This window comes from Izhakiella australiensis, from assembly GCF_002006995.1.
GTDB lineage: Bacteria > Pseudomonadota > Gammaproteobacteria > Enterobacterales > Enterobacteriaceae > Izhakiella > Izhakiella australiensis.
The window spans coordinates 41,327-66,819 of the sequence record NZ_MRUL01000012.1; the positions used below are offsets into that span (position 1 = coordinate 41,327).

The window sequence follows — 25,493 nt, forward strand, 5'->3', positions numbered from 1 at the left end:
GCGCCGAATAATCGTCCCGGGAATGCCAGCGCATCCCCGGGCAACGCGCGACTATTTCAACGCGTGGATAACCACCCACATCGGCCCTTTGCCGACGGCGTAGCGCGCCAGCGGTTGCAGCAGGCCGCGCGTTGGCTCAATGCCGTACACCTCGATATGGTCTGATTTCTGTCCGGCAGCAACCACGAACTTGCCGCTGTTATCGATATTAAAACCACGCGGCTGCGTTTCAGTTGGCTGATGGCCTTCCAGCGTCAGCAACCCGCCGTCCTCGCTGACGCTAAAAATGGCAATCGTGCTGGCGGTACGGTCACAGCTGTACAGAAAGCGACCGTCGGGCGTCAGATGGATATCGGCTGCCCAGCGCGTATCGCTGAAGCCGGCAGGCATCATATCCAGGCTTTGCACCCGCTCAACCTTACCGTGAACGTTATTGAGATTCCAGACGTCAACAGTGCTGTCCAGCTCGTTGATGCAATAGGCGTACTGGCCATCGGGATGGAAAGCCATGTGCCGCGGCCCGGCGCCCTCTACCGTTTCCACCTGCTGCTGCGCTGCGGGCGTAAGCTCGCCGCCGTCACTCAGCGTGAACAGGCATATACGGTCCTGCTTGAGCACCGGCACCAACAGCATCTGGTTATTCAGATCGATATTAGCCGAGTGGCAACCCGCTAATTCACCGATAACCTGCGAAGGCGCCTGCGGCACCCCGCGCTTATCCATCGGGCTGACGCTAACGCAGGCGTCATTATATGAACCGCAGAACAGGAAACGCCCCTGACGATCGGTTGATATGTGGGTCGGGCTGCCCGGCAGCGGCGCTTCCGCCTCATGAGTCAGCTTACCCTCTTTATCAATGGCGTAGGTCACCACGCGAAAATCCGGCCGCACGCCAACGTGCAGCCAGCCGCCGTTGGGATTCACCACCATCGGCTGTACCTGCCCCGGCGCTTCAACCACCTGTAGCAGCTTCAACGCGCCTGCACTATCCATCTGCCAGACGTGGATTTGGTGGCTTTCCGGGCTGGCGGTGTAGACAACTTGTTTCATGAAGGCTCCTTTTTCCGTGATATCGGTAAATATGGCGATGACTAATCATGACAGGATTTCCACGCCAGAGGCTCACTTTTCTGGCGATGACCTGTTGGTCAGACTATCAGTGCCGTGTAAACTCAGGCTTTTGCCAACGCCTTTGGGAATTTTTTATGCGCTATCGCGTTATTGCACTCGACCTTGACGGCACCCTGCTGACGCCGGAAAAAACCATATTACCAGAGTCCATTGAGGCGCTGGCCAAAGCTCGCGCCGCCGGAGTACAGGTTTTAATCGTCACCGGGCGCCATCATTGCGCTATACACCCTTTTTATCAGGCGCTGCAGCTTGATACACCCGCAATTTGCTGTAACGGCACTTATTTGTATGATTATCAGGCAAAAAAAGTGCTGACAGCCGATCCGCTGCCCGTAGAGCAGGCTCACCAGGTTATCCGGCTGCTGGACGAACATCGCATCCATGGGCTGCTGTATGTCGATGATGCCATGATTTATCAGGAACCAACCGGCCACGTTATTCGTACTCAAAACTGGGCCCAGTCGCTGCCGGAGCATCAGCGCCCGCTGTTTGTGCGCGTGCCTTCGCTGAGCCAGGCGGCCCGAGAGGCGAATGCTATCTGGAAGTTCGCCCTGTCACATCCTGATACCCGCGCTCTGCAGCATTTTGCCGACGTGGTCGAACACGAAATGGGCCTGTCCTGCGAATGGTCATGGCACGATCAGGTGGATATCACTCGTGCTGGCAACAGCAAAGGTAAACGATTGGCGCAGTGGGTCGCTTCTCAAGGGTTGACGATGGATGACGTTATCGCTTTCGGCGATAACTATAACGATCTCAGCATGCTTGAGCAGGCGGGCCTCGGCATCGCCATGGGTAATGCCGATGAGACGATTAAAGAACGGGTTGCACGGACTATCGGCAGCAATCAGGAACCGTCTATTGCCGAAATCATTTATCAGGAAGTGTTGTAGTCGGTAAAGGGTTGTTGCATTCGCCGGCGCGATGGGTGTTTATTTCACCGATGGTGGGGTGTTCCGTTCGCCTGTACGGTGAGCTGTTTATTTCACCCATGGTGGGTTGTTCCGTTCGCCTGTACGGCCAGGGCCATCGTTGCCCGCCGCTGCGGGCGACCGGCAAGGGGCCATCAAACGTCATGGCCCCTTGACCCCGGACTTCCGGCAGTTTCTGCGTGGCTGCGCCCTTCCCTCACGCATGTAGCCCGCCGTACGGGCCGTTCGCGATGCGTTCCCGACGCAGCGCTTACTTTCGCCGCTTCCCTGCGGCTCACCCTGGCGGGCTTCATTCGCTCGGCGCAGAAAAGCCTGTTGGCGCAGGGTTGCTAAAACGGCATCCGTTTTAATCGATAACGGCGTTGGGCGCAGGTTTGCTGAAAATGGCATTCGTTTTTTATTAAAAAGCAAAACCAGGTTGCGGGCATCCAGCCCGGCGCAGACATGGTTTTTTTACTTAAAGCGATGAGGATGTTTACGGGGGAGGAGAATGCCCGGCTGATTTCAGCAGACTCGCGGCCAGGGATGGCCGTGCGCCAGGCCACACGGATGTGCTTGTGCCGGTGCGGAAAGCAGCCGGGCCTTCTGTGACCTGTGCTCCGGGCTTGCAGCAATGAGGGATGCCGTTTGCCAGCCAGCCGGGTGCAGGCTGACTTACCCATCTTAGTTGGGTTGCGGATTTACAGCGAATTAGTGGCTGACCGAGACGCCTTTGACCTGGGCAAACAGCCACATTTTGGGCTTGATCATCAGTTCATCCCGCGCCCATGGGGTAATGCGCGCCCACAGTTCGCTTTGTCCGATACGCAGCTTAACTTCAACCTGATCGTCAATATCAAGCAGCTCTTCAACCTGGGCGGGAATAACGTTGCGAACCGAGCTGTTGTGCGGCGGCTGCAGGCTGAGAGTCACGTCAGTCGCCTGAATACGAATACGCAGTGGCGTGCGCGCTGGCAAATCGATACGGCTTACCCAGATATGCTGATCGCCCAGCGATAGCGCCGTCATAGCATAATCGGGGTGCTGCTCCAGCACCTGTACCCGCAGCACGCTGCTCTGTTCGGCTTGCGGCAGCCACGGCCGCATCGCGCTGCTGCTCCAGACCTTTTCCAGCGGGCCAAACGCTTTCACCTCGCCTTTGTCCAGCACCAGCACATTATCGGCCAACTGCAGGATCTCATCCAGGCTATGGCTGACGTAAAGCAGCGGGATATCTACCTGCCGCGCCAGACGCTGCAGCCAGGGAAGCAGTTCGCGCTTACGCGGCAAATCAAGCGACGCCAGCGATTCATCCATCAGTAGAATTTCCGGCGCCGACAGCAGCGCGCGGCCAATTGCTACCCGCTGCTTCTCACCGCCGGACAGGGAGTGCGGATAGCGATCAAGCAGCGGAGCGATCCCCAACAGGGCAACCAACGCATCGAACTGATTGCGCTGACGCTTATTGCTGCCATACAGCAAGTTGCCACGCACCCGATAATGAGGAAACAGGCGCGCGTCCTGAAAAACATAGCCAACGCGCCGCTTTTCCGGCGGCAAATTAATCTTTTGCTCGCTGTCGTACAGCACCCGATCGTTGAGCGCAACCCTGCCGCTTTGCGGCGTTGTCAGCCCGGCAATGGCATTAATCAGTGAGGTTTTTCCCGCGCCGGAAACGCCGAAAACGGCGGTAATTCCGCGGGCGGGCAGCTTCAGATCCAGCGTCAGAATATGCTCGCCAAGACGCTGGGTAAACGCTAACTCCAGCATCAGACCGCTTCTCCCAACTTTTTGCGTCCCCAGCGGCTAAGCCATTCGGAGATCAGCAACGAACTGAGCGCCAGCACGATGGCGATTACGCATAAGCGCGCAGCAGCCCCTTCCGCGCCCGGCGTTTCAATGAGGGTATACATCGCTGAGGGAAGCGTACGCGTCTCACCGGGAATATTGGAAACAAAGGTAATAGTGGCGCCGAACTCACCCAGCGAGCGGGCAAAAGCCAGCACGGTGCCGACGATCACACCAGGCAGCGTTAACGGCAAGGTGATGGTGAAAAAAACCCGCCAGCGTCCGGCGCCCAGAGTGCGGGCAGCCTGCTCCAGACGGGTATCGACCCCCTCAAGCGCCAGGCGGATAGCTCTGACCATCAGCGGAAAAGCAATCACCGCCGAGGCCAGCGCCGCACCGCGCCAGCTGAAGGCGAAGGTAAAACCAAACCAGTCATACAGATACTGGCCTATCAGGCCGCGACGGCCAAAGCCAAGCAGCAGCAGATAGCCAACCACCACCGGCGGCAGCACCAGTGGCAGATGAATTAAGCTATCAAGCAGCGCTTTGCCAGTAAACCGGCAGCGCGCCAGTATCCAGGCCATCAGGATCCCAAAAGGCAGGCTGCAAACAACCGCCACGGTAGAAACTTTTAAACTCAGGGTCAGCGCCTGCCATTCGGGTTCACTTAGGATCATTTACGCGGGGTAAATCCATATTTTTTGAAGATGGCCGCAGCTTCCGGTCCCTTCAGATAGTTATAAAATGCCTGCACATCGGCCTTATCGTGATCTTTGACGATAGCCATCGGATACTCAACCGGCTTATGGCTTGATTCAGGGAAACTGCCCACCACCGCCACCTTATCGCTGGCGACCGCATCGGAGCCATAGACAATACCGTAAGGCACTTCGTTACGCTCAACTAAAGCCAGAGCCGCACGCACGCTGTTTCCGGGGGCCAGCATTGGCGCTACCGTCTCCCAGGCGCCAAGGTTTTGCAGCGCTTCTTTTGCATAGAGGCCGGCCGGCACGTGATCGGGATCGCCAACCGCCAGTCGCTGACCTTTTAGCAGGCTTTTCCAGTTGGTTTGCTTATTGATAGTAACCGCCTGGGCTTTTTCCGCCTTCGGCGCGACCAGCACCAGGTCGTTGCCCAGCAGAGTATAGCGGCTGCCGGTATCAATGCTCTTTTTCTCTACGGCATAATCCATCCACTGCTGGTCAGCAGAAATAAACAGATCGGCGGGTGCGCCCTGCTCTATCTGGCGGGCCAGCGTCGAGGACGAAGCGAAAGAAGAGACAATTTTTACCGGCTTGCCTTGCTCGTACTGATGGGCAATATCCTGTAATGCATTGGTTAAGGATGCGGCGGCGAATACCGTAATATTTTCTGCCGCAGCGACATTACCGACCAGCGTGATGCTCAACGCCGCACCGGCGGCCCAGCTACCCCAAGTGGATTTCATTTCATTCTCCTGTTATTGCGCTATGTAACAAATCATATAACGCAGCAACAATTCCTGTCATGGCGTTTATCGGCAACAGGAGAATAAAATTGAGGAGGATCAAATAACAAACCCGACCGGACGTCGGGTTTAGCAGGAAAAGGGATTAACGGCGCTCGTTGGCCGGGCGGTCTTTAGCATGACCAAATTTAGAGATAATGTTAAAAAATTCACCGAGGCCGTAAATCAGGCCCAGTATGATAGCCATTACCACCGGCACCATCAGAATGGCAACCAGCAGGCTTTTAATCAGTTCCAGCATCTAATCCCCACTGAAATTCGCTCAAAAAAACATTGTATCCATTCAGTTAAAAAATGCACTCGCCTTTCGTGCGTTTTACCTTTGCTGACAAAGCCCGCTCGTCCGGCCTAAAATGATTATTTTACCGGAGGCGACATGCAGAGCGAACTCTCCCTGATCATTAAAATGCAACAGCGCTTATTTGCCGATTCGCGGCGCATCGAACTGCTGCGCCAGATTAAAGCCACCGGCTCCATTAGTCAGGGGGCTAAGCTGGCTGCCATTAGCTATAAAAGCGCCTGGGATGCGGTTAACGATATGAACCAGCTGGCCGACTGGCCGCTGGTTGACCGGGCAACCGGTGGCAAAGGCGGCGGCGGCGCCGCCTTGACGGCCTACGGCGAGCGCCTGATCCAGCTGTTTGACCTGCTGGAACAAATTCAGCAAAAAGCCTTTGATGTGCTGCAAGACGATCGGGTTCCGCTGGACAGCTTGCTGGGCGCCATCGCACGCATCTCATTGCAGACCAGCGCGCGCAACCAGCTGTCCGGTACCGTCACCGGACGCGATGAGCAGCATGTGCGTCAGCATATTCAGGTTCTGCTGGCCGATGGCGTCACCCGGCTGAATATTGCGGTGACCGAAACCAGCGCCAGACGGCTGCAACTGGAGAACGGCAAGCAGGTTCTGGTATTGATTAAGGCGCCGTGGATCGCATTGGAAACCGGAGACAGTACGGCGGAAAACAACCTTAAAGGCCGCATACAGAGTATTGAACACAGCGCAAGCCACAGCGAGGTGCTGGTTGATTTACCGGACGGTCAGCAGCTGTGCGCGACGCTGGATCGCCAACGGCTGCAGCAGAAAAATCTGCAGCCGGGCGACGAAGTAACAGCACATTTTAATGCTGACCAGGCAATTATCGCCACGCTGCTCTGATCCGTACCTCGGCATTTGACTTTGCGCGCCATCAGGCTTAGTTATGGAACGACAAATGCAAAAAATGGAATGCACTATGTCATCGTTGCAAATTTCGCAAGGCACGTTTCGTCTTAGCGACACTCGCGTACTCAACCTGCAAAATCTGCAGATTAATGCTGGTGAAAGCTGGGCTTTCGTCGGCGCCAACGGCAGCGGAAAATCATCGCTGGCCCGCGCCCTGTCCGGTGAGCTTGCGCCGCTCACCGGTACGGTTAACAGCCGTTTTCATCACCCTGCCCGCATCTCTTTTGAGCAACTGCAAAAGCTGGTCAGCGATGAGTGGCAGCGCAACAATACCGACCTGCTCAGCGCCGATGAGGATGACACCGGACGCACCGCCGCGCAGATTATTCAGGAAGACGTTCAGGATGCACAACGCTGCGCCCGACTCGCCGAACAGTTCGACATCGGCTACTTACTTGAACGCCGCTTTAAATACCTTTCGACCGGCGAAACGCGTAAGACGCTGCTATGCCGTGCGCTAATGGCGCAGCCAGACCTGTTAATTCTTGATGAGCCTTTTGACGGTCTGGATGTCGCCTCCCGCGCCAGCCTGGCAACGCTGCTTGGCGAGCTGCACCAGCAGGGCTATACCCTGGTCATGGTGCTCAACCGCTTTGATGATATCCCTGACTTTACTCAGCACGTCGGCGTGCTGGCGGAATGCACCCTCACCCATACCGGTGAACGTCAGGCGATTCTGGCGGAAGCGCTGGTCGCGCAGCTGGCCCACAGTGAAAAACTGGCGGGAATCGCGCTGCCGGAGGCCGACGAACCCGATGCGCTGCCGCAGCTGGCTGCCGGCACCTCGCCGGTGGTGCTGAAGCAGGGCATCGTGTCATGGAACGATAAGCGCATTCTGCACGGCATAGACTGGGAGGTTAAACCTGGCGAGCACTGGCAAATTGTCGGTCCTAACGGCGCCGGGAAATCGACGCTGCTAAGCCTGGTGACCGGCGACCATCCGCAGGGCTACAGTAACGATCTGACGCTGTTTGGTCGGCGGCGCGGCAGCGGCGAAACCATCTGGGACATTAAGCAGCATATTGGCTACGTCAGCAGCAGTTTGCATCTGGAGTATCGCGTCAGCACCAGCGTGCGTAACGTGATAATCTCCGGCTACTTCGACTCAATCGGCATCTATCAGGCGGTTTCAGACCGGCAAAAAATGCTGGCGCAACGTTGGCTTTCCCTGCTGGGTTTTGATGCTGCCAGCGCCGATGCCCCCTTCCAGAGCCTTTCCTGGGGTCAGCAGCGGCTGGTACTTATCGCACGGGCACTGGTGAAGCACCCCACGCTGCTGATCCTTGATGAGCCTCTGCAAGGTCTTGATCCGATCAATCGCCAGCTGGTGCGCCGGTTTGTCGATATTCTGATTGGCGAAGGACGTACTCAGCTGCTATTCGTTTCGCATCATGCCGAAGATGCGCCTGACTGCATCACCGATCGCCTGAGCTTTATTCCGGCGGGCGAGATTTATCATTATCAGTTAGAAAAGATTATCCGCTGATCGGCACGGGCGCGGCAACGTCGCGCCCCGTTAATAAAAAAAAAGACTTCGTGTAACCGCTTTCAAATTATCAGCCTGTTTGTCTGCTTTCGCTGCTTAACCTCGTATCTTTCCCCTACACTTAGGATTTTTCATCTTGTGTAAACGATTCCATTTATCCAGACTTGATCACGCTTTCTCATTTAAGGCTGTGCTACTTTTTACAGATAGAAACCGCTAAGCAGGTTATCAGGACTCAGTATGCAAAAATTTAATCCGGTCGATCATCCGCATCGCCGCTATAACCCGCTGTCCGATCAGTGGGTACTGGTTTCCCCCCATCGGGCTAAGCGCCCGTGGCAGGGTGCGCAGGAAACGCCGGCGCAAAATACCTTACCCAACCACGACCCGGACTGCTTTCTCTGTCCCGGCAATACGCGCGTCACCGGCGATAAAAATCCCGATTACAAAGGGACGTTCGTTTTTACCAATGACTTCGCCGCGCTGATGACCGATACCCCCGATGCGCCGCAAAGCGACGATCTGCTGATGCGCTGCGAAAGCGCGCGCGGCACCAGCCGGGTTATCTGCTTTTCGCCCGATCACAGCAAGACCCTGCCGGAGCTGAGCCTGGAGGCGCTTACCGGCGTGATCCGCACCTGGCAGGAGCAGACCGCCGATCTGGGACAGCACTACCCCTGGGTACAGGTATTTGAAAATAAGGGTGCAGCCATGGGCTGCTCTAACCCGCATCCCCACGGCCAGGTGTGGGCCAATAGTTTTTTACCTAATGAAGCAAAGCGTGAAGACGATCTTCAGCGCCGCTATTTTGAGCAGCACGGCTCACCAATGCTGGTGGATTATACCCAGCGTGAGCTGCAGGACGGCGCCCGTACCGTCGTAGAAACCGAGCACTGGCTGGCAGTCGTGCCCTGGTGGGCGGCCTGGCCTTTTGAAACCCTGCTGCTGCCGAAAACGCCGGTTAAACGCTTAGTGGATCTGAGCAACGCCCAGCGCGATGACCTGGCGCTGGCGCTGAAAAAACTCACCAGCCGCTATGACAACCTTTTCCAGTGCTCTTTCCCCTATTCCATGGGCTGGCACGGCGCCCCTTTCAACGGCGAGGAAAATCAGCACTGGCAGCTACATGCCCATTTTTATCCGCCGCTGCTGCGCTCGGCCAGCGTACGTAAATTTATGGTCGGCTATGAAATGCTGGCGGAAACCCAGCGCGATTTAACAGCCGAACAGGCGGCGGAGCGTTTGCGCGCCGTCAGCGATGTGCATTTCCGTGAATCCGGAGCAGAATAATGAGCTTAAAACAAACCACGACAACCCTTTTCAATGACATCTTCGGCTATGCCCCAACCCACACCATTCAGGCGCCCGGCCGGGTCAACCTGATTGGGGAACATACCGATTACAACGATGGTTTCGTGCTGCCGTGCGCTATCGACTACAAAACGGTTATTAGCTGTGCTAAGCGCGACGACCGCACCGTTCGCGTGGTGGCGGCGGACTATGATAACCAGCAGGACAGCTTCTCGCTCGATGAGCCAATCCTTAACCATCCGGACCAGATGTGGTCAAACTACGTGCGCGGGGTGGTAAAACATCTGCAAAAACGCAACCCGGCGTTTAGCGGCGTCGATATGGTTATTAGTGGCGATGTGCCGCAGGGCGCGGGCCTTAGCTCCTCCGCCTCGTTGGAAGTGGCCGTGGGCAGCGTATTCCAGCAGCTTTATCACCTGCCGCTGGACGGCGCAGAAATCGCCCTGAACGGTCAGGAAGCGGAAAACCAGTTTGTCGGCTGTAACTGCGGCATCATGGATCAGCTGATTTCTGCCCTCGGCAAAAAAGACCATGCCATGCTGCTCGATTGCCGCACCCTCAGCACCCGCGCGGTACCGATGCCGGACAACGTTGCGGTAGTGATTATTAACTCCAACTTCCGCCGTAACCTGGTGGGCAGCGAATACAACACCCGCCGCCAGCAGTGTGAAACCGGCGCGCGCTTCTTTACGCAAAGCTCGCTACGCGACGTCGATATCGCCCAGTTCCGCGCGGTGGAAAACGAGCTGGATCCGCTGGTTGCCAAGCGCGTACGTCACGTGTTGACTGAAAACGCCCGCACGCTGGAAGCCGCCGATGCGCTGGCTAACGGCGACCTGGCCCGCATGGGCGTCCTTATGGCGGAATCTCATGCCTCAATGCGTGACGATTTTGAAATCACCGTGCCGCAGATTGATACCCTGGTTGAAATCGTGAAGGAGGTTCTCGGCGAACAGGGCGGCGTGCGCATGACCGGTGGCGGTTTTGGCGGCTGTATCGTCGCGCTGATGCCGCTGGATCGGGTCGACAGCGTTAAACAGGCGGTTGCCAGCCAGTATGAAGCGGCCACCGGCCTGAAAGAGACCTTCTATATCTGCAAAGCATCAGCAGGAGCCGGACAATGCTAACCCAACCAGATTCGCTGGCACCGGATGGCCAGCCCTGGCATATCACTACCCTGCGCAACGCGCAGGGGATGGTAGCAACGTTTATGGACTGGGGGGCGACCTGGCTTTCAGCCCGGGTGCCGATGCCGAACGGCAGCGTGCGCGAAGCCCTGCTTGGCTGTGAAAAACCCGCGGATTACTTACATCAGGATGCCTACCTCGGCGCCACGGTGGGTCGTTATGCCAACCGCATTGCGAATGCCGCCCTGACGCGCACCGGCACGCAGCTGGCAGCGAATCAGCCTCCGCACCAGCTTCACGGCGGGCCGCAAGGCTTTAGCCATCGTCGCTGGCAGATAGTCAGCCAGGCGCCGCAGGAAGTGACCTACCAGATCGATTCGCCGGACGGCGACCAGGGCTTTCCCGGCAACCTGATAGCAACGGTGCATTACCGGCTGGAAGATGATAATACGCTCAGCATCGCCTGGCAGGCGACGGTTGATAAGCCCTGCCCGGTCAACCTGACCAATCATGCCTATTTTAACCTCGACGCCGTTCACGGCGATGCGCGTCAGCACCAGCTGCAGCTGATGGCTCAGCGCTATCTGCCGGTTGACAGCGCCGGTATTCCTGCCCGGGATTTAACCCCGGTCAGCGGCAGCAGTTTTGATTTCCGCCAGCCAAAAACCCTGGCGCAGGATTTCCTCGCCGATGCCGACCAGCAGGCGGTGAAAGGCTACGATCATGCCTTTTTACTCGACGCCGCCGGCGATGCCAGTCAGACCGCCGCGCGCTTGACCTCAGCAGACGGCAAACTGCAGCTGACAGTGGAAACCTCGGCCCCGGCGCTGCAGCTTTACAGCGGCAATTATCTGGCGGGTACCCCTGCCCGCGAACGGGATGCATACCAGGCGTTTAATGGTATTGCGCTGGAAAGCGAATTCCTGCCTGACTCTCCCAATCATAGCGACTGGCCGCAGCCGGACTGCTGGTTACAACCCGGTCAGCGCTATCAATGCATTACCCGCTATCGTTTCACTGCCGCTTGACAGGCATCATGAAAGCGGGTGAAAAATATCCGACGCGTCATGCTCAGGCTTACGCGCCGGACTAAATTCCGCTAAGGTAATGCACTATCAAATTGCCGCGCGTCGGTAATATAATATTTATATTGTTATAGAAACCGAAAATCAGGAAGGAGTGAATCTATGGCTGTATCTAAGCTGGTTCTGGTGCGCCACGGCGAAAGCCAGTGGAACAACGAAAACCGCTTTACCGGATGGTATGATGTCGATTTATCCGATAAAGGCCGCACCGAAGCAAAAGCAGCGGGTCAGCTGCTGAAAAAAGAGGGTTATTCCTTCGATTTCGCCTATACCTCAGTGTTAAAACGCGCTATTCACACCCTGTGGAGCATCCTTGATGAAGTCGATCAAGTCTGGCTGCCGGTAGAGAAAAGCTGGCGTTTGAATGAACGTCACTATGGTGCCTTACAAGGCCTTAACAAAGCTGAAACAGCTGAGAAATATGGTGATGAACAGGTTAAACAGTGGCGTCGTGGCTTCGCCGTTACCCCGCCAGAGCTGGACCGCACCGACGAGCGTTTCCCCGGCCACGATCCCCGCTACGCCGGGCTGACTGCCGGCCAGCTGCCGACCACTGAAAGCCTGAAGCTGACCATCGATCGCGTACTGCCCTTCTGGAATGACAGCATTCTGCCGCGCATGAAAAAAGGCGAAAAAGTCATCATCGCCGCTCACGGCAACTCGCTGCGCGCGCTGGTCAAATATCTCGATAATATGAGCGAAGAAGAAATTCTCGAATTCAACATTCCTACTGGCGTACCGCTGGTGTATGAGTTTGACGAAAACTTCAAACCGCTCAAGCGTTACTATCTCGGCGACGCCGACGAAATCGCCGCCAAAGCGGCTGCGGTAGCCAATCAGGGTAAAGCAAAGTAACCCTGCGCTGACTGACCAAACGGCCCATCCGGGCCGTTTTTTATTGCCGCAGCGTAGTTGAAAAAGCTTTTTAACGGTTGAGGAATGCTCCTGCAGCAGACGACGGGCAACGGCTATGCCCCCGTTGTCAGCAAGCTGAAGAACCCGCTAACGGAGGCTTGCCCTGTTTCTTACTACCGCTGACGACCAGCCGAAAGACAACTGACTGGAATCAGCCGCGCCGGGTTTTCACCGCGTCAGCCAGCTGGCGCAGCACGTTTTCCGTGTCCTGCCAGCCAATACAGGCATCGGTAACGCTTTTGCCATACACCAACGCTTCGCCGCTCTCCAGATTTTGATTGCCTTCCACCAGGTGACTTTCAATCATCACGCCAATAATCGCTTTTTCGCCGCCAGCGATTTGCCCGGCAACATCGTCGGCCACGGTTAGCTGCTTCTGGAACTGCTTGCTGCTGTTTGCATGGCTAAAATCGATCATCACCTGCGCTGGCAGGCCCGCTTTTTCCAATCCGGCTTTTACCGCACTGACATGATGGGCGCTGTAGTTAGGCTCTTTGCCGCCGCGCAAAATAATATGGCAGTCGTCATTGCCGCTGGTTTCGACAATCGCCGAATGACCATATTTTGTTACGGAGAGAAAGCAGTGCGGCGCGCTGGCAGCATTGATCGCATCGATGGCCACTTTAATGGTGCCATCCGTGCCGTTTTTAAAACCAACCGGACAGGATAGCCCGGAAGCCAGTTCCCGGTGTACCTGAGATTCCGTGGTACGGGCGCCAATCGCTCCCCAGCTCATCAAGTCAGCCAGGTACTGCGGGGTGATCATATCAAGGAATTCACCGGCAGCCGGCAGCCCGGTATTGTTAATTTCCAGCAGCAGCTTGCGCGCAATGCGCAGGCCGTCATTAATCTGGAAGCTGCCATCCATATGAGGATCGTTAATCAGCCCCTTCCAGCCGACGGTAGTACGCGGTTTCTCAAAGTAGACCCGCATAACCACTTCAAGCTCACCCTTCAGCTCTTCACGCAGCTTCAGCAGGCGCTCGCCATACTCTTTTGCCGCTTGCACATCGTGAATTGAGCAAGGTCCAATAACCACCAGCAGGCGGTCATCTTTATTTTTAAGAATATGATGAATCGCCTGGCGAGAGCGCGCTACCGTTTGGGCGGCCTGCTCACTTGATGGATATTTTTCCAGCAGCGCCACAGGCGGCAGAAGTTCTTTTATCTCTTTGATTCTTAAGTCATCGTTCTGATAATTCATTTCGATTCCAGCATGATTTGGTACCTGGCTATGGGCCCGGCTTAACCGTCTAAATTTAACCGTCCGGACTGGGCGTGTAAATCGTTCGCGCGTATTTAGCCGCGGAAAATTTGATATTTCGCCGCTGCTTACTACACTTTGATACGTAACTACTTAAAAAAAAGCATTTACCTCAAGGAAATATCATCCAGATAAGTAAATGCAGCGGTTTATTTTGCCTTAGTTAGGCAAGGCGTTATAACCCAGTAACCAGGTTCGTATAGCACTAAACGATTTCATTAATTAACGGGAGCATAATGATGAATAAGTTTGCAATTGCAATTTTGACGGCAACGATGGCATTGGGTAGCGGCGCAGCACTGGCCGAGGGTGGCAGCAACAACGGTACTTCGAACCAGGCAGCCGATGCTGGTGCCGCGTCCGGCGGTTCTGAGCAGACCCTGGCGCCGAAGCATGTTGATAACGGTAAAATTAATGAAGGCAGCCAGAATACCGCCGGTAGTTCAACGCACAAGAAGATGAAACATCACGGCAAAAAAATGGATGCTAATCAGATTGACCAGAACTCACAGTGTAAAGACGGCAAATGTCCGAACGTGAATAAGAAAGTAGGTCCGGGCGCCGATACCAAAACCGACGGCACCACGCAGTAATTTGCACATCGGTTCACTGTTATCTGATCCATATAAAAGGAGAGCTCCGGCTCTTCTTTTTGCTTTTCAGATTGCTTTCAGACTGCCCGCAAATTATTCATCTCTGCAGAATCTCAGCGTTCTTGTCCGCAACGGCCCTCTTTTCTGCTGATTACTTCACGCCTGCATTCCGCTATTCTTAATCCCGGTAAAGCGAAACCCTGCGCAGGATAAACATGATTTCACTGCTGTTAATTGACGATCACCCGCTGGTGCAGGTTGCGCTTGAGGCGGAGCTGGCGCGCAGCGCCCTTAGCTTCGCGCTGAACTGCGTTGACAGCAGCCACGGCGCTAAGCAGTGGTTGCAAGACCAGCAGCCTGCGTTGGTGATTCTGGACATCGGGCTTCCGGACGGCAACGGCCTTGAACTGCTGAAGTATATCCGCCGCCATCATGCCGCGCCGGTGATAATCTATTCAGCGCAGGAAGAGCGTTCATGGATAAGGCTGGCGCACGAATCAGGGGCCGCAGGTTATATTGTTAAACGTCAGCCGCTGGCTAAGCTGGTTTCAGCAATACTGGCGGTGCTGGCGGGTGAAACGGTTTTCCCGCCGGAAACCGCGACGAACGCCCGCAGCAGCCCGCTTACCAGCAAAGAGCAGCAGATTCTGGCCCTGCTAGCCAGCGGCCTGTCCAATTTGCAGATTGCAGAGCGGCTGCATATCAGCAACAAAACCGTCAGTACCCATAAAAAAAACATCATGGAAAAAACCGGCGCCAGCTCGCTTCTCAGCTTAGCCGCGCTGTGGAGAGCCCAGCAGTGATCCGCTGCCTGCTGCTGATGCTGGTACTGTTGAGCATGACCATAACGGCTCGTGCCGATCTGCACCCGATAAGCAGCCTGATGATGGCGCCGTCGATGATGCCCGCGTCTCCCCCTGACCCGCCAGCAGAGCAGATTATCCGCGTCGGTATTCTGCAAGACAGCAGCGCGCCGCGAAATATTGTCGTCGGCAACGATTTATACGGTATCAATGCCGATTACCTGGTAGCGCTGCATCAGATTAGCGGGCTGAGTTTCCGCATTACCCCCTATGCCTCCCCTGGCAGCCTGATGACCGCCATGAATAACGGGCTGTTAGACGTCGCCTTTGGCGTGGCGTCACAGCCGCTGGCTAAAGGCTACTTTGCCACTCAGCCATGGTTCAGCAGCCCGCTGCGTATTTATCGCAATCGCAATAACGCGCGTCAGGTGATGTTTAATTCCGCCAGCGCCCGCATTGCTATCAGCAGCGAAAGCTACCGGCTGCTGGCGCAGGATTTCGCCCGCCAGCATCGCTGGCTGATTCGCGATAACGATCTGCAGGCGCTGTATATGTTGCTCAATCAGCAAGCTGATTATGTGGTTGCCGATGAGACCAGCGCGGGCTTTCTGCTGTCCCAGCTGCAGCAGGGCCAAATTTATCAGCTTGCCTCATCGCCCGATGCGGGGATGCTCAGCCTGCAGGCTGTTGGTCGCGACCTGCGGCTGATCCGCTGTCTGGATGAGGCGCTGCGCGCTTTGCCCGTTGAAGTGGTGAATGGCATTCAGGAACGCTGGAGCAGCCAGCTGCCGCGCTATCAGGACAGTAACACCGCATCGTTGACCGCCATGGAGCGCGGCTGGATCGCCGAGCATCCTCAGGTAACCTATGCCGCCGTCAGCGATGATTACCCGTGGAGCTACCGCCAGGCCAACGGTGATGCCGCCGGCTACAGCGTGGAGCTGCTGCAAGTCATCGGCCAGAATACCGGGCTGCGTTTCAAGCCCGTTTGGGTGAGTAATCCTCATCAGGCAGCGGCACTGGTCGATAGCGGCCGGGCAATGATTCAGCTGATGCGCCCGCTGACCGGCGACGATAATATGCAGGGCAATACCCTGCCCGTCTGGAGAGCGCTGTGGGGCGTTTATGTCAACAACGCAAGTCATGGGGTCTCGCGCTGGCAGGATTTGAACGCTCAGCGCATTGGTATTCTGGACGGCGATATTGCTCGCCATATGGTGCCTGCGGGCGCTCATCTGGTCAGTTTCAGCGATCGTAAAGCGCTGTATGATGCGCTGGCAAACGGGCAGTTGAATGCGCTGGTAGATAACGTCTTTTCCGCACGCGCCCAGCTGGAGTCCGGCTATGCTGACAGCCTGCGGCTGGCGTTTGCCGCCAGCGATACCGCATGGCCGGTGGCCTTTGGCCTTGCGCGACAGCAGCCGCTGCTGCGCACGCTGCTGAATAAAAGTCTGCAGCAGATCCCCGCCAGCACCCAGCAGCGAATGCGCGAAAGCTGGAGTAACGGCAGCAATCCGGCACAAAATAGCAGAACGCAAATGCGCCCGGTCTCGGTATTCGTGTTGATTGCCGCCCTGTTCGCCATCGTCTTTCTGCTGGCTTTATTAGTCCGTCGTTACCTGGAGCAGCGGCGGGAAAGACGCCAGCGCCGGCAGCTGGAGCTGGAACGGGAAGAAGCGCGGCGCGCAAATGCGATGAAAAGTCAGTTTCTGGCGACCGTCAGCCACGAGCTGCGCACGCCGATGCAAGCTATCCTCGGACTGCTTGAGGTTGAGGCAGCGCGGCATCCCGGCGCGAATAACCTGGCGGTCATTCAGCGCAGCGCCGCTGGTCTGATGACGCTGCTCAATGATCTGCAGGATCATGCCAGGGTGGAAAATAATACCTTCACCCTGACGCCACGTCCTTTTGACCTACGCCGTTGGATAGCCCATCTGTCAGCGTTCTATCAGCCGCTATTACGCCCGGGCGGGCCGCAGCTTATCGTGGAGGCAATAACGGCGCTGCCTGAATGGGTCACGCTTGACGGCGGACGTTTGCAGCAGGTTGCCAACAATCTGATCAGCAATGCGCTGAAATTCACCCGGACGGGAGAAATTCGCGTAACCCTGGCGGTACTGGAGCAGCAACAGCACATTCATCTGCAGGTAGTCGACAGCGGCAGCGGCATTCCGCCTGAGGAACAAATCCGCCTGTTTGAACCCTGGTACCAACCGCCTTCAGGACGCCAGCTTTCGGTTCAGGGCAGCGGGCTGGGGCTGTCCATCTGTCGGGAAATTGTTACCCGCATGGGGGGCAAAATTCAACTGGAGTCCGCCGTTGGTCTGGGAACCACCGTACTGGTTCAGCTACCGCTTGAGCTGCCCCACCCAATGCCTTCCCCCGACCTGGCGCTGGCGGCTGAGCATCAGAGGTTAGCGCCACAGCGGATTGCTATCGTTGATGATCATCCCACCAACCTGCTGGTGATGGAGCAACAGCTGGCCCACTGCGGTATTCAGGCAGAGGTCTACGGCGAGGGACGAGCGCTGCTGCAGGCCGCGCAGCAGCGACCGTTTGATTTAATCTTCATCGATTATTCGATGCCAAAGCCGGACGGCGTGACGGTAGCGCGCATTCTGCGCCGCATGGAGCGCAACACGCCGCACCATACCCGACTGATTTTTTGCTCGGCAGACGCGCGCATCATTTCGCAACCTGAGGTGCAGGTCCTGACGGATGGCGTCCTGGTAAAACCTATCGCTTTGGATGATATTCAGCGCCTGCTCCAGCCCGGCGCCGCCGATGATTTTGACGATTTAGCGACAAGGCTGAATCAGCTTGCCGGTCAGGGCAGCCATTATCAGCAGCGGCTACGGGCGACACTGCTGGCGACCCTCAACCAGGATCGCCAGTTGCTCAGCCAGACAGCCAGCCTTCAGCAGTGGCCGCAGCTGGCCGCCAGCGCGCACCGGCTGAAAGGCAGCTGGCTGCTGCTGGGATATACGCAGGGTGAAGCGCTCTGCCAGCGGTTGATTCAGGGAGCGGACCAGCAACAACTCGACAAACGTGCGCTCAATTTACTGTTATCATTATGCGATAAGCTGGTATCCAGACTGGAAAACGATGGCGCATAATCACTCACATTCTCACCATGGCGATGATGCCAACCGCTCGCGACTGCTGGCGGCCTTTGCGGTTACTGCACTGTTTATGGTGGCCGAGGTTATCGGCGGCGTGCTCTCCGGCTCGCTGGCGCTGCTGGCGGATGCCGGTCATATGCTTACCGATACCGCCGCGCTGTTGATGGCGCTGATGGCCATGCAGTTTGCTCAGCGTAAACCCAACAGCCGCCATACTTTTGGCCTGCTACGGCTGACCACGCTGGCGGCGTTTGTCAACGCGATTGCCCTGCTGGTCATTACCCTGCTGATCGTCTGGGAAGCGGTCATTCGCTTCTACCATCCGCAACCGGTAGAAGGCGGCCTGATGATGGGGGTTGCCATCGCCGGACTGCTGGCAAATCTGCTGTCATTCTGGCTGCTGCATCGCGGCGGCGGGGAGAAAAACCTCAATGTGCGCGCCGCCGCGCTACACGTGCTGGGCGATCTGCTCGGCTCGGTGGGCGCCATTGCTGCCGCGCTCATCATTATTTTTACCGGCTGGACGGCTGCCGACCCTATTCTGTCGGTTCTGGTATCGTTGCTGATTCTGCGCAGCGCCTGGACGCTGCTGCGGGAAAGTCTGCATGAGCTGCTCGAAGGTTCGCCGCAGGCGCTGGATGCCGATAAGCTGGCGCGGACGCTGGTCAGCTCCATTCCGGAGGTGCGCAACGTCCACCACGTCCATTTATGGCAGGTCGGGGAAAAGCCGGTTATTACTCTGCACGTTCAGGTGATCCCACCTTACGATCACGATGCGCTGCTGCAGCGCATCCATCAATTTTTGCACCAGCACTACCAGATTGAACACGCAACGGTGCAGATGGAATATCAGCGCTGCGATACTGCTGACTGCCAGCTAACCCTGAGCACGCAGCAACAGCATCACTCACATCATCATCACTAAGAAAGCGCCTGTGAGCCATGCTGGCGAGCGCTCTTTATCCATAGCCAGCTGCCGTTCAGCGCAATCAGCGTCAGGATGACGTATTCCAGCGCCATGGCGTACACGCCCTGGCGGGAAAATATCATCACGCTTATTACGTTGATAACCAGCCACAGCAGCCAGTTTTCGACGTATTTCCGCGTCATCAGAATCATCGCGGCCACCGACAGCACCATCATGCAGGAATCCCAGAAGGGAAAGGCGTCGGGCTGCAGCTGGGGCATTGCCACCGTTAACCCCATCGCTCCCATGATTGCCACCGCCAGTCGGGTAAGAAAGGCGAATACCGGATTGATAAACACCGTCATCAGGCCGATAGCAATCGCGCATATTGCCAGCCAGGCCAGCGCTTTAGGCAGGGGAAGCCAGCGTATTTTCAACGCGGCCTGGTTGTCATTGGTTTGCCGGCTCCAGGCATACCAACCGTAGATATTAGCGGCAAAAAAGAACAGCTGTAGCAGCAGGCTGGCGTAAAGTTGAATTTGAAAAAAAATCACCGCAAACAGCGTCACGTTAAGCAAGCCAAACGGATAGTTAATAATCTTTTCCAGACTGGCAAACCAGATACACAGCAGGCCTGCCAGGGTACCAATCGCTTCAATCCAGGAGAGATCGTAGCCCCCCGCACCCAGCGGAATATGAAACAGAATATTTTGCGTGCTAAAAAAATCCATCCGTTATGATCCTTAATGCGCTGAAATACGCTTATCGTTTCAGACCTGCAGCAAAGGTTAGCATACGTTCCAGCGGGCGCAATGCAGCCGTTCGCAGCCCGGGGGCGACCTGGATTTCATGCTCAATGCCCCCCTGCTCCAGACCGTTGACGATGGCCGCCAGGCCATTCATCGCCATCCACGGACAGTGCGCGCAGCTGCGACAGGTTGCGCCTTCACCGGCCGTCGGCGCCTCCAGTAACTCTTTATCCGGCACCGCCTGCTGCATTTTGTAGAAAATGCCGCGATCGGTTGCCACTATCATCTGCGCATGCGGCAGGCGCTTCGCTGCCTGAATGAGCTGGCTGGTTGATCCGACTGCATCGGCCAGATCAACCACCGCCTGCGGCGATTCAGGATGAACCAGCACCGCGGCTCCCGGAAACAGCGCTTTCATATTTTGCAGCGCCTGGGTTTTAAATTCGTCATGCACGATGCATGCGCCCTGCCAGCAGAGAATATCTGCGCCGGTCTGCCGCGCGACGTAGCGTCCGAGATGGCGATCGGGTGCCCAGAGAATTTTCTCGCCGAGGCTGTCGAGATGTTCAATCAGATCAACCGCGATGCTGGAGGTGACTACCCAGTCGGCCCGGGCTTTTACCGCAGCGGAGGTATTGGCATAGACCACCACAGTGCGATCCGGATGCTGGTCGCAAAAAGCGCTGAAGGCATCCGCGGGACAGCCTAAGTCAAGCGAACATTCGGCGTACAGCGTAGGCATCAGAATGCGCTTTTCCGGGCTGAGAATTTTTGCTGTCTCGCCCATAAAACGCACCCCGGCCACCAGCAGCGTGGATGCCGGATGCTGACTGCCGAAACGCGCCATTTCCAGCGAATCCGCCACGCAGCCACCGGTTTCCTCCGCCAGCGCCTGAATTTCAGGGTCGGTATAGTAGTGCGCCACCATGACAGCATCCTGCTCACGCAGTAACCGCTTGATACGCGTGCGATAGCCGGCCTTTTCAGCCGCGCTGAGCCGCGCGGGCTTTGGCGGAAACGGATAAATTGCACTTTCAGGATCAAACATCAGGCTCATATTGCTATCTCGTTTTTTTCATTGAACTAGCCATCGCGTGTTTCGCCTTATTCTGGCGATATTTCGCTCGGTTTGTTTTATATACTAAACAAGATAGCCCATTCTGACCAGCAAACTTATTATTCCCCTGGTGTACAAAAGCGGTTCTTCGTCCGACTACAGCAGCGTGGTGTTTTCCAGGCTCAGTAAAAACGCTTTAACCTCCAGACCACCGGCAAAACCGGTCAGTTTGCCATTGCTACCAATGACCCGATGGCAAGGCGCGACGATACTGACCGGATTTTTACCGTTGGCGGCGCCTACGGCCCGTACCGCCGCCGGACTGCCGACCTGAGCGGCTATTTCGGCGTAACTACGGGTTTCCCCAAACGGAATAGTCAGCAGCGCGGCCCACACTTTTTTCTGGAAATCCGTGCCGCTAAAATCAAGCGGCAGATCAAATACCCGCCGTTCACCGGCAAAGTACTCTTTAAGCTGCCGGGCCGTTTGCAGCAAAACAGGATGGTCGGGCCGATCAACTATTGGCGTGCGCTTAATGCGTATCGCCCCTTCGTTTTCCCACAAAATGGCTGACAGCCCTTTATCACTGGCGATCAGCTCCAGCTCACCTACCGGGGTGACGACGGTTTTACGGTAGTAGCCCATTTTACTTTCTCCTGCAGGTTGGTTAATCCTGTCCATTATTACGCGTTCGCAACGGGATACTGGCTGTTTTCGGACACCAGTATAAAATGGCTTGTGCTGTCCGAAAACAGCCAGTTTCAGCGCTTTCACCTCGTTACACTGGCGTCATTTCTTCCCTCGTAGGAGGTTCCATGATTGAACGTCACATTGCTTATCAGGCGCTTACATCGCGAGATACGCGTTTCGATGGCGTATTTTTTGTTGGCGTTACCTCCACCGGCATCTACTGCCGGCCGGTTTGTCCGGTAAAGCCCCCCAGGGAAGAAAACTGCCTGTTTTTCGCCAGCGCCAGCGCGGCGGAAAAAGCGGCCTTTCGACCCTGCCTGCGCTGTCGGCCCGAGCTGGCGCCCGGCAACGCGCCGGTAGACCATGCCCATCAGGTTGCCGAAAGGGTCATTCAGTGCCTCGATGAAAGCCTGAGCAACGGCCAGACCAGCCTGGAGGACGTGGCGCAATACTTTGCTATCAGCCTGCGTCAGCTACGCCGTATTGTGCAGGCTGAGCTGGGGGTTTCCCCGCTGGAATTAAAGCAAACGCGCCGGCTGCTGCTCGCCAAACAGCTGCTAACCGAGACCCATCTGTCGGTTACCGAAATTGCCTTTGCCAGCGGCTTTGCCAGCCTGCGTCGCTTTAATGATGTCTTTCGTCAGCGCTATCGCATGCCGCCCAGCCGGCTGCGCAAAGTCGTGGCGGAAAGTAACAGCGCCTCGCTCAGCAACGACACCTCAACCCTGCTGCTAAGCTATCGCCCTCCTTATGACTGGCAGGCGATGCTGGAATTTCTCAGCTTGCGTATGATCGAGGGCGTGGAATATGTCGATAATGACAGCTACGCCCGCACGGTGCGCATTGGCGATCATCACGGCTGGCTGCGCGTTAGCCATAATAGCGCCAAAAGCGCGCTCAGCGTGCAGTTCAGCCATAGCCTCAGTCCGGTGCTGCCAGCGATGCTGCAGCGTCTGCGCAATCTGTTTGATCTCAGCGCTCAGCCGCAGGCGATAGCCGCCCATTTAGCACAGCAGCCGCTGCTGCGCGCCAGTCTGGAAAAAAATCCCGGCTTGCGCGTGCCCGGCGCTTTTGATGGCTTCGAAATGGTCGTGCGCGCCATTCTCGGTCAGCAGGTTACGGTAAAAGCGGCCACCACGCTGGCCTGCCGCTTTGCCAACACCTTTGGTGAACCGTTTGTGACGCCGCTGCCGCAGCTGAATCGCCTGTCGCCGCTGCCAGAAAGAATTAGCGAGGCCAGCGTCGATGATATTGCCCGGCTGGGGATCGTTAGCGCCAGAGCAAGATGCATCCTGGCGCTGGCCGCCGCCTGCCAGCGCGGTGAGCTGCGACTGGAGGCCGGTGCGCCGCCGCAAGAGGTCATCGGCCAGCTTTGCGCCCTGCCGGGAATTGGTCCGTGGACGGCAAGCTATATTGCCATGCGCGCTCTACGCTGGCCGGATGCGTTTCCGAAAGAAGATATTGCCGTGAGAAATAACCTAGGCGGGGTCAGTGCAAAACAGGCTGAGGCCATATCGCAATCATGGCGTCCCTGGCGCAGCTACGCCGTATTGCATATCTGGAAAAACCTGTCGCAGCCAGCGAAAAAAGCGGCTGAGGCTAAAACTAAAGCGCATCAGACAGGCAGCAACGGTACGCCAGCAGCTGAGTGAACGATGTTGCACTATACGGCAGCGGGATCGGCTTCGACATAGAGATAACCAATCCCCAGCACCTGATGTGCGCGATCCAGCTGACCAAAATGCACGTTAGTGGCTTTGCTTTTCAGCGCATCACGGGGATCAAACGGATTGAAGTCGATTTGACGCACAATGGTTTGCAACCAGCTTTCGCCAAAAGTACAGCTGCGGCCATACAGCCATATCTGATTAATATTCAGCGTGTTGAGGAAGTTATACAGGCTCATGCCAATCGCCTCCGCGCTACGCTGCGCCCAGGCGATTATCCACGGTTCCCCCGTCTGCCATGCCGCCAGCAGTTGACGACTGGTAGGGGGCGGCGAATCAGGCGCGCGCTGCTGCGCCAGCTGTTTTAAGGTACTGAGCGACGCCACCGTTTCCAGGCAGCCCTGACGGCCGCAGTTACAGCGTTTGCCGCCAGGATCGAGGGTGGTATGGCCGATTTGACCGCTACCATAGAGGTTACCGCGAAAGATTTCGCCGTTGATGACGAACGATGAACCAATACCATAATCAACGTTAATCACGCAGAACTCGCTGAGGGCGTTGCTGTTAAGCCACTTTTCCGCCAGCGCCAGCATCACGCAGTCATTATCAACCCGAACGTCCACCCCCAGCCTCTCTTCTAACAGGAATTTCAGCTGTAGCGGGCTTTTCCACGCGGCCTGCGGCATATGCTGCGACACGCCGGTAACCGGATCGACCTGGCCATGCACCGCCAGCGCCAGCCTGATGCGCCGTTTCGGCCACCGTTTACAGGTCTGTCGCCATACCGTTTCAATTTCTGTCAGCAGCTGCTCCGGTATCAGGGTGTTGATGGTAATGTGTTGATATTCGCCCTGCGCTACCAGCTGAGCATCTGCCAGTTGCCATTCAATGCTGGTGGGTTTCACGCACAGGCACAGCGTCCATTCCCCCTCAGAGGGCAGCTGAAAACTGCCGCTACTTTTTCCGCGCGCGCTGAGGGCAGCCGCGGAATGTTGCACTTTTCCTTCTGCCAGCAGTGCCTGCAAAATTTTACTCGCCGCCGGGATGGTCAACCCACTCAGCTGTGCCAGTTGCGATTTACTCAGGCGCTTATTGCGCCACAACAGGTTCATAAATAAAGCTTTATTATGTTTACGCACCTGGTGATTATTCAGCCCGACCCGCTTCACATCCCGCTCCTTTTCCGTCGGTCACCGTCATTTTACTAAACAGTGTTTACTGACTTCTGTGATGGTTACGCCATCCAGGGCACAACAATTGCTTTAGAGTCCGTGCTCATTACGCTAAAAGGGGGTCAATATGGCATTTATCTTACGCGATGCTCAGCAGCTGGCGCAGGAACTGACACGTACTGAAGTACCCGCGCAAGGATTAGCAATATGGAGCCTGGGCCAGGCAGGTCTGATCATTAAAAATCATGCTGGCGATGTGCTGGCGATTGACCCCTATCTGAGCAATGCCATTGAGCGCAACCATCCCGATACTGAGTTCGTGCGCAATTTCCCGCCGGTGCTGCCGCCGCAGGCCCTGAGCGTCTGTGACCTGGTGCTGATCAGCCATTTTCACGACGATCATCTGGACCTGGAGACCCTCGAACCCCTTGCCGCCGCCGCGCCTGATTTACCGATCTGGTTGCCCGCGCCGGATATCGCCCGCTTGCCCCTTAGCAATGCGCGCGCGGCGAAAACCGGCCTGCGCATTGATGCCGGGCACTTTAGCATCCTGCCGGTTGCCGCAGCGCACAGCGATTATGAACGTGACGCTGAAGGTAATGATCGCTACCTCGGTTATTTTATCAGCAGCGACGGCGTCAGCCTGTGGCACAGCGGCGACACCCTGGTGACGCCTGAATTACGGGCGCAGATGCAAAAACTGCGGCCTCACATCAACGTGCTCCCGATTAACGGCGGCGACTATGCCCGCCTGAAGCGCGGCATTATGCCGAATATGAGTTTTCGCGATGCCGCCGACCTGCATCACGCGCTGGACAGCGATCTGCTGCTGCCCTGCCATTACGATCTGTTCAGCTGCAATCGCGACAATCCAGCCTGGTTTGTTGACGACATGCTGACGCGCTATCCCGGCAAAAAATTCCACCTGCTGATGCCGGGCGAGCGATTTATCTACCTGCGTTAAAATAAAAATCTTACCGGGG

Annotated in this window: 24 protein-coding genes; 14 read left to right on the forward strand and 10 right to left on the reverse strand. The window is 56.5% G+C overall.

Going from position 1 to position 25,493, the window contains the following annotated elements; translation table 11 throughout:
- Positions 1-51: 51 nt before the first annotated feature.
- Entirely contained in the window at positions 52-1,050 is a 999-nt protein-coding gene (gene pgl / locus BTJ39_RS16090; RefSeq protein ID WP_078003712.1) for a 6-phosphogluconolactonase, read from the reverse strand.
- A gap of 155 nt (positions 1,051-1,205) precedes the next feature.
- On the opposite strand from pgl, the gene BTJ39_RS16095 reads away from it, so the two are divergent.
- Entirely contained in the window at positions 1,206-2,024 is an 819-nt protein-coding gene (locus BTJ39_RS16095) for a pyridoxal phosphatase (protein ID WP_078003713.1), read from the forward strand.
- A gap of 35 nt (positions 2,025-2,059) precedes the next feature.
- On the forward strand, positions 2,060-2,218 hold the full coding sequence (locus BTJ39_RS24895; RefSeq protein WP_176110341.1) for a hypothetical protein: 159 nt from the start codon (positions 2,060-2,062) through the stop codon (positions 2,216-2,218).
- A 535-nt stretch (positions 2,219-2,753) separates the two neighbouring features.
- Here the strand turns inward: BTJ39_RS24895 and modC are convergent.
- The 4 genes from modC to BTJ39_RS16120 form a co-directional block, all read right to left on the reverse strand.
- On the reverse strand, positions 2,754-3,812 hold the full coding sequence (gene modC, locus BTJ39_RS16105; protein WP_078003715.1) for a molybdenum ABC transporter ATP-binding protein ModC: 1,059 nt from the start codon (positions 3,810-3,812) through the stop codon (positions 2,754-2,756).
- A complete protein-coding gene (gene modB / locus BTJ39_RS16110) occupies positions 3,812-4,507 on the reverse strand; it encodes a molybdate ABC transporter permease subunit (protein WP_078003716.1) in 696 nt (231 codons plus the stop codon). Before modB ends, modC begins: the two co-directional genes overlap by 1 nt.
- On the reverse strand, positions 4,504-5,277 hold the full coding sequence (gene modA, locus BTJ39_RS16115) for a molybdate ABC transporter substrate-binding protein (RefSeq protein WP_078003717.1): 774 nt from the start codon (positions 5,275-5,277) through the stop codon (positions 4,504-4,506). Before modA ends, modB begins: the two co-directional genes overlap by 4 nt.
- 145 nt (positions 5,278-5,422) lie before the next feature.
- The gene (locus tag BTJ39_RS16120; RefSeq protein WP_078003718.1) at positions 5,423-5,578 is read right to left on the reverse strand and encodes an AcrZ family multidrug efflux pump-associated protein; all 156 of its coding nucleotides are present in this window, start codon (positions 5,576-5,578) and stop codon (positions 5,423-5,425) included.
- A 135-nt stretch (positions 5,579-5,713) separates the two neighbouring features.
- On the opposite strand from BTJ39_RS16120, the gene modE reads away from it, so the two are divergent.
- From modE to gpmA, 6 genes are all read left to right on the forward strand, one after another.
- Positions 5,714-6,496 (forward strand): molybdenum-dependent transcriptional regulator, encoded by a 783-nt coding sequence (modE, locus tag BTJ39_RS16125; protein WP_078003719.1) that lies wholly within the window; start codon positions 5,714-5,716, stop codon positions 6,494-6,496.
- A 76-nt stretch (positions 6,497-6,572) separates the two neighbouring features.
- Positions 6,573-8,048, forward strand: coding sequence for a molybdate ABC transporter ATP-binding protein ModF (gene modF / locus BTJ39_RS16130; protein ID WP_078003812.1), 1,476 nt, complete (start codon positions 6,573-6,575; stop codon positions 8,046-8,048).
- Between the two features lie 240 nt (positions 8,049-8,288).
- Positions 8,289-9,338: a galactose-1-phosphate uridylyltransferase gene (galT, locus tag BTJ39_RS16135; protein ID WP_078003720.1), complete on the forward strand. Its 1,050-nt coding sequence runs from the start codon at positions 8,289-8,291 to the stop codon at positions 9,336-9,338.
- On the forward strand, positions 9,338-10,486 hold the full coding sequence (galK, locus tag BTJ39_RS16140) for a galactokinase (protein WP_078003721.1): 1,149 nt from the start codon (positions 9,338-9,340) through the stop codon (positions 10,484-10,486). Before galT ends, galK begins: the two co-directional genes overlap by 1 nt.
- A complete protein-coding gene (gene galM / locus BTJ39_RS16145) occupies positions 10,480-11,514 on the forward strand; it encodes a galactose-1-epimerase (protein WP_078003722.1) in 1,035 nt (344 codons plus the stop codon). The genes galK and galM overlap by 7 nt, the downstream gene beginning before the upstream one ends.
- Before the next feature lie 159 nt (positions 11,515-11,673).
- A complete protein-coding gene (gene gpmA / locus BTJ39_RS16150; protein WP_078003723.1) occupies positions 11,674-12,426 on the forward strand; it encodes a 2,3-diphosphoglycerate-dependent phosphoglycerate mutase in 753 nt (250 codons plus the stop codon).
- Between the two features lie 211 nt (positions 12,427-12,637).
- On the opposite strand, the gene aroG is transcribed toward gpmA, so the two are convergent.
- Positions 12,638-13,690 carry a 3-deoxy-7-phosphoheptulonate synthase AroG gene (gene aroG / locus BTJ39_RS16155; protein ID WP_078003724.1) on the reverse strand — a complete coding sequence of 351 codons (1,053 nt, stop codon included), beginning with the start codon at positions 13,688-13,690 and terminating at the stop codon, positions 12,638-12,640.
- Positions 13,691-13,986: 296 nt separating this feature from the next.
- Here aroG and BTJ39_RS16160 point away from each other — a divergent pair, with 296 nt between their 5' ends.
- The 4 genes from BTJ39_RS16160 (at position 13,987) to zitB (ending at position 19,193) form a co-directional block, all read left to right on the forward strand.
- Positions 13,987-14,343, forward strand: a complete 357-nt coding sequence (locus BTJ39_RS16160; protein ID WP_078003725.1) for a protein YbgS — start codon at positions 13,987-13,989, stop codon at positions 14,341-14,343.
- Positions 14,344-14,558: 215 nt separating this feature from the next.
- Positions 14,559-15,146 carry a response regulator transcription factor gene (locus tag BTJ39_RS16165; protein ID WP_078003726.1) on the forward strand — a complete coding sequence of 196 codons (588 nt, stop codon included), beginning with the start codon at positions 14,559-14,561 and terminating at the stop codon, positions 15,144-15,146.
- A 17-nt stretch (positions 15,147-15,163) separates the two neighbouring features.
- Complete coding sequence (locus BTJ39_RS16170; RefSeq protein WP_241825931.1) at positions 15,164-18,262, forward strand: ATP-binding protein; 3,099 nt, start codon at positions 15,164-15,166, stop codon at positions 18,260-18,262.
- Positions 18,252-19,193, forward strand: a complete 942-nt coding sequence (zitB, locus tag BTJ39_RS16175; protein ID WP_078003728.1) for a CDF family zinc transporter ZitB — start codon at positions 18,252-18,254, stop codon at positions 19,191-19,193. Before BTJ39_RS16170 ends, zitB begins: the two co-directional genes overlap by 11 nt.
- On the opposite strand, the gene pnuC is transcribed toward zitB, so the two are convergent.
- The 3 genes from pnuC to BTJ39_RS16190 all read right to left on the reverse strand — a co-directional run bounded on the left by pnuC (position 19,190) and on the right by BTJ39_RS16190 (position 21,626).
- Positions 19,190-19,906 (reverse strand): nicotinamide riboside transporter PnuC, encoded by a 717-nt coding sequence (pnuC, locus tag BTJ39_RS16180; protein ID WP_078003729.1) that lies wholly within the window; start codon positions 19,904-19,906, stop codon positions 19,190-19,192. The genes zitB and pnuC overlap by 4 nt on opposite strands.
- A gap of 31 nt (positions 19,907-19,937) precedes the next feature.
- Positions 19,938-20,981 (reverse strand): quinolinate synthase NadA, encoded by a 1,044-nt coding sequence (gene nadA / locus BTJ39_RS16185; protein ID WP_078003730.1) that lies wholly within the window; start codon positions 20,979-20,981, stop codon positions 19,938-19,940.
- 156 nt (positions 20,982-21,137) lie between these two features.
- Complete coding sequence (locus tag BTJ39_RS16190; protein WP_078003731.1) at positions 21,138-21,626, reverse strand: methylated-DNA--[protein]-cysteine S-methyltransferase; 489 nt, start codon at positions 21,624-21,626, stop codon at positions 21,138-21,140.
- A gap of 170 nt (positions 21,627-21,796) precedes the next feature.
- On the opposite strand from BTJ39_RS16190, the gene BTJ39_RS16195 reads away from it, so the two are divergent.
- Entirely contained in the window at positions 21,797-23,323 is a 1,527-nt protein-coding gene (locus tag BTJ39_RS16195) for a DNA-3-methyladenine glycosylase 2 family protein (RefSeq protein ID WP_078003732.1), read from the forward strand.
- An 11-nt stretch (positions 23,324-23,334) separates the two neighbouring features.
- On the opposite strand, the gene BTJ39_RS16200 is transcribed toward BTJ39_RS16195, so the two are convergent.
- Positions 23,335-24,507, reverse strand: coding sequence for an ROK family transcriptional regulator (locus tag BTJ39_RS16200; protein WP_078003733.1), 1,173 nt, complete (start codon positions 24,505-24,507; stop codon positions 23,335-23,337).
- Positions 24,508-24,637: 130 nt separating this feature from the next.
- On the opposite strand from BTJ39_RS16200, the gene BTJ39_RS16205 reads away from it, so the two are divergent.
- Entirely contained in the window at positions 24,638-25,474 is an 837-nt protein-coding gene (locus tag BTJ39_RS16205) for an MBL fold metallo-hydrolase (RefSeq protein WP_078003734.1), read from the forward strand.
- The last annotated feature ends 19 nt before the right edge of the window (positions 25,475-25,493 follow it).

What these genes read in the sequence shown, in the direction of transcription:
- pgl (WP_078003712.1), bottom strand. Translation starts at nt 1,050, where the DNA reads ATGAAACAAGTTGTCTACACCGCCAGCCCGGAAAGCCACCAAATCCAC.
- BTJ39_RS16095 (WP_078003713.1), top strand. Translation starts at nt 1,206, where the DNA reads ATGCGCTATCGCGTTATTGCACTCGACCTTGACGGCACCCTGCTGACG.
- modC (WP_078003715.1), bottom strand. Translation starts at nt 3,812, where the DNA reads ATGCTGGAGTTAGCGTTTACCCAGCGTCTTGGCGAGCATATTCTGACG.
- modB (WP_078003716.1), bottom strand. Translation starts at nt 4,507, where the DNA reads ATGATCCTAAGTGAACCCGAATGGCAGGCGCTGACCCTGAGTTTAAAA.
- modA (WP_078003717.1), bottom strand. Translation starts at nt 5,277, where the DNA reads ATGAAATCCACTTGGGGTAGCTGGGCCGCCGGTGCGGCGTTGAGCATC.
- BTJ39_RS16120 (WP_078003718.1), bottom strand. Translation starts at nt 5,578, where the DNA reads ATGCTGGAACTGATTAAAAGCCTGCTGGTTGCCATTCTGATGGTGCCG.
- modE (WP_078003719.1), top strand. Translation starts at nt 5,714, where the DNA reads ATGCAGAGCGAACTCTCCCTGATCATTAAAATGCAACAGCGCTTATTT.
- modF (WP_078003812.1), top strand. Translation starts at nt 6,573, where the DNA reads ATGTCATCGTTGCAAATTTCGCAAGGCACGTTTCGTCTTAGCGACACT.
- galT (WP_078003720.1), top strand. Translation starts at nt 8,289, where the DNA reads ATGCAAAAATTTAATCCGGTCGATCATCCGCATCGCCGCTATAACCCG.
- galK (WP_078003721.1), top strand. Translation starts at nt 9,338, where the DNA reads ATGAGCTTAAAACAAACCACGACAACCCTTTTCAATGACATCTTCGGC.
- galM (WP_078003722.1), top strand. Translation starts at nt 10,480, where the DNA reads ATGCTAACCCAACCAGATTCGCTGGCACCGGATGGCCAGCCCTGGCAT.
- gpmA (WP_078003723.1), top strand. Translation starts at nt 11,674, where the DNA reads ATGGCTGTATCTAAGCTGGTTCTGGTGCGCCACGGCGAAAGCCAGTGG.
- aroG (WP_078003724.1), bottom strand. Translation starts at nt 13,690, where the DNA reads ATGAATTATCAGAACGATGACTTAAGAATCAAAGAGATAAAAGAACTT.
- BTJ39_RS16160 (WP_078003725.1), top strand. Translation starts at nt 13,987, where the DNA reads ATGATGAATAAGTTTGCAATTGCAATTTTGACGGCAACGATGGCATTG.
- BTJ39_RS16165 (WP_078003726.1), top strand. Translation starts at nt 14,559, where the DNA reads ATGATTTCACTGCTGTTAATTGACGATCACCCGCTGGTGCAGGTTGCG.
- BTJ39_RS16170 (WP_241825931.1), top strand. Translation starts at nt 15,164, where the DNA reads ATGCTGGTACTGTTGAGCATGACCATAACGGCTCGTGCCGATCTGCAC.
- zitB (WP_078003728.1), top strand. Translation starts at nt 18,252, where the DNA reads ATGGCGCATAATCACTCACATTCTCACCATGGCGATGATGCCAACCGC.
- pnuC (WP_078003729.1), bottom strand. Translation starts at nt 19,906, where the DNA reads ATGGATTTTTTTAGCACGCAAAATATTCTGTTTCATATTCCGCTGGGT.
- nadA (WP_078003730.1), bottom strand. Translation starts at nt 20,981, where the DNA reads ATGAGCCTGATGTTTGATCCTGAAAGTGCAATTTATCCGTTTCCGCCA.
- BTJ39_RS16190 (WP_078003731.1), bottom strand. Translation starts at nt 21,626, where the DNA reads ATGGGCTACTACCGTAAAACCGTCGTCACCCCGGTAGGTGAGCTGGAG.
- BTJ39_RS16195 (WP_078003732.1), top strand. Translation starts at nt 21,797, where the DNA reads ATGATTGAACGTCACATTGCTTATCAGGCGCTTACATCGCGAGATACG.
- BTJ39_RS16205 (WP_078003734.1), top strand. Translation starts at nt 24,638, where the DNA reads ATGGCATTTATCTTACGCGATGCTCAGCAGCTGGCGCAGGAACTGACA.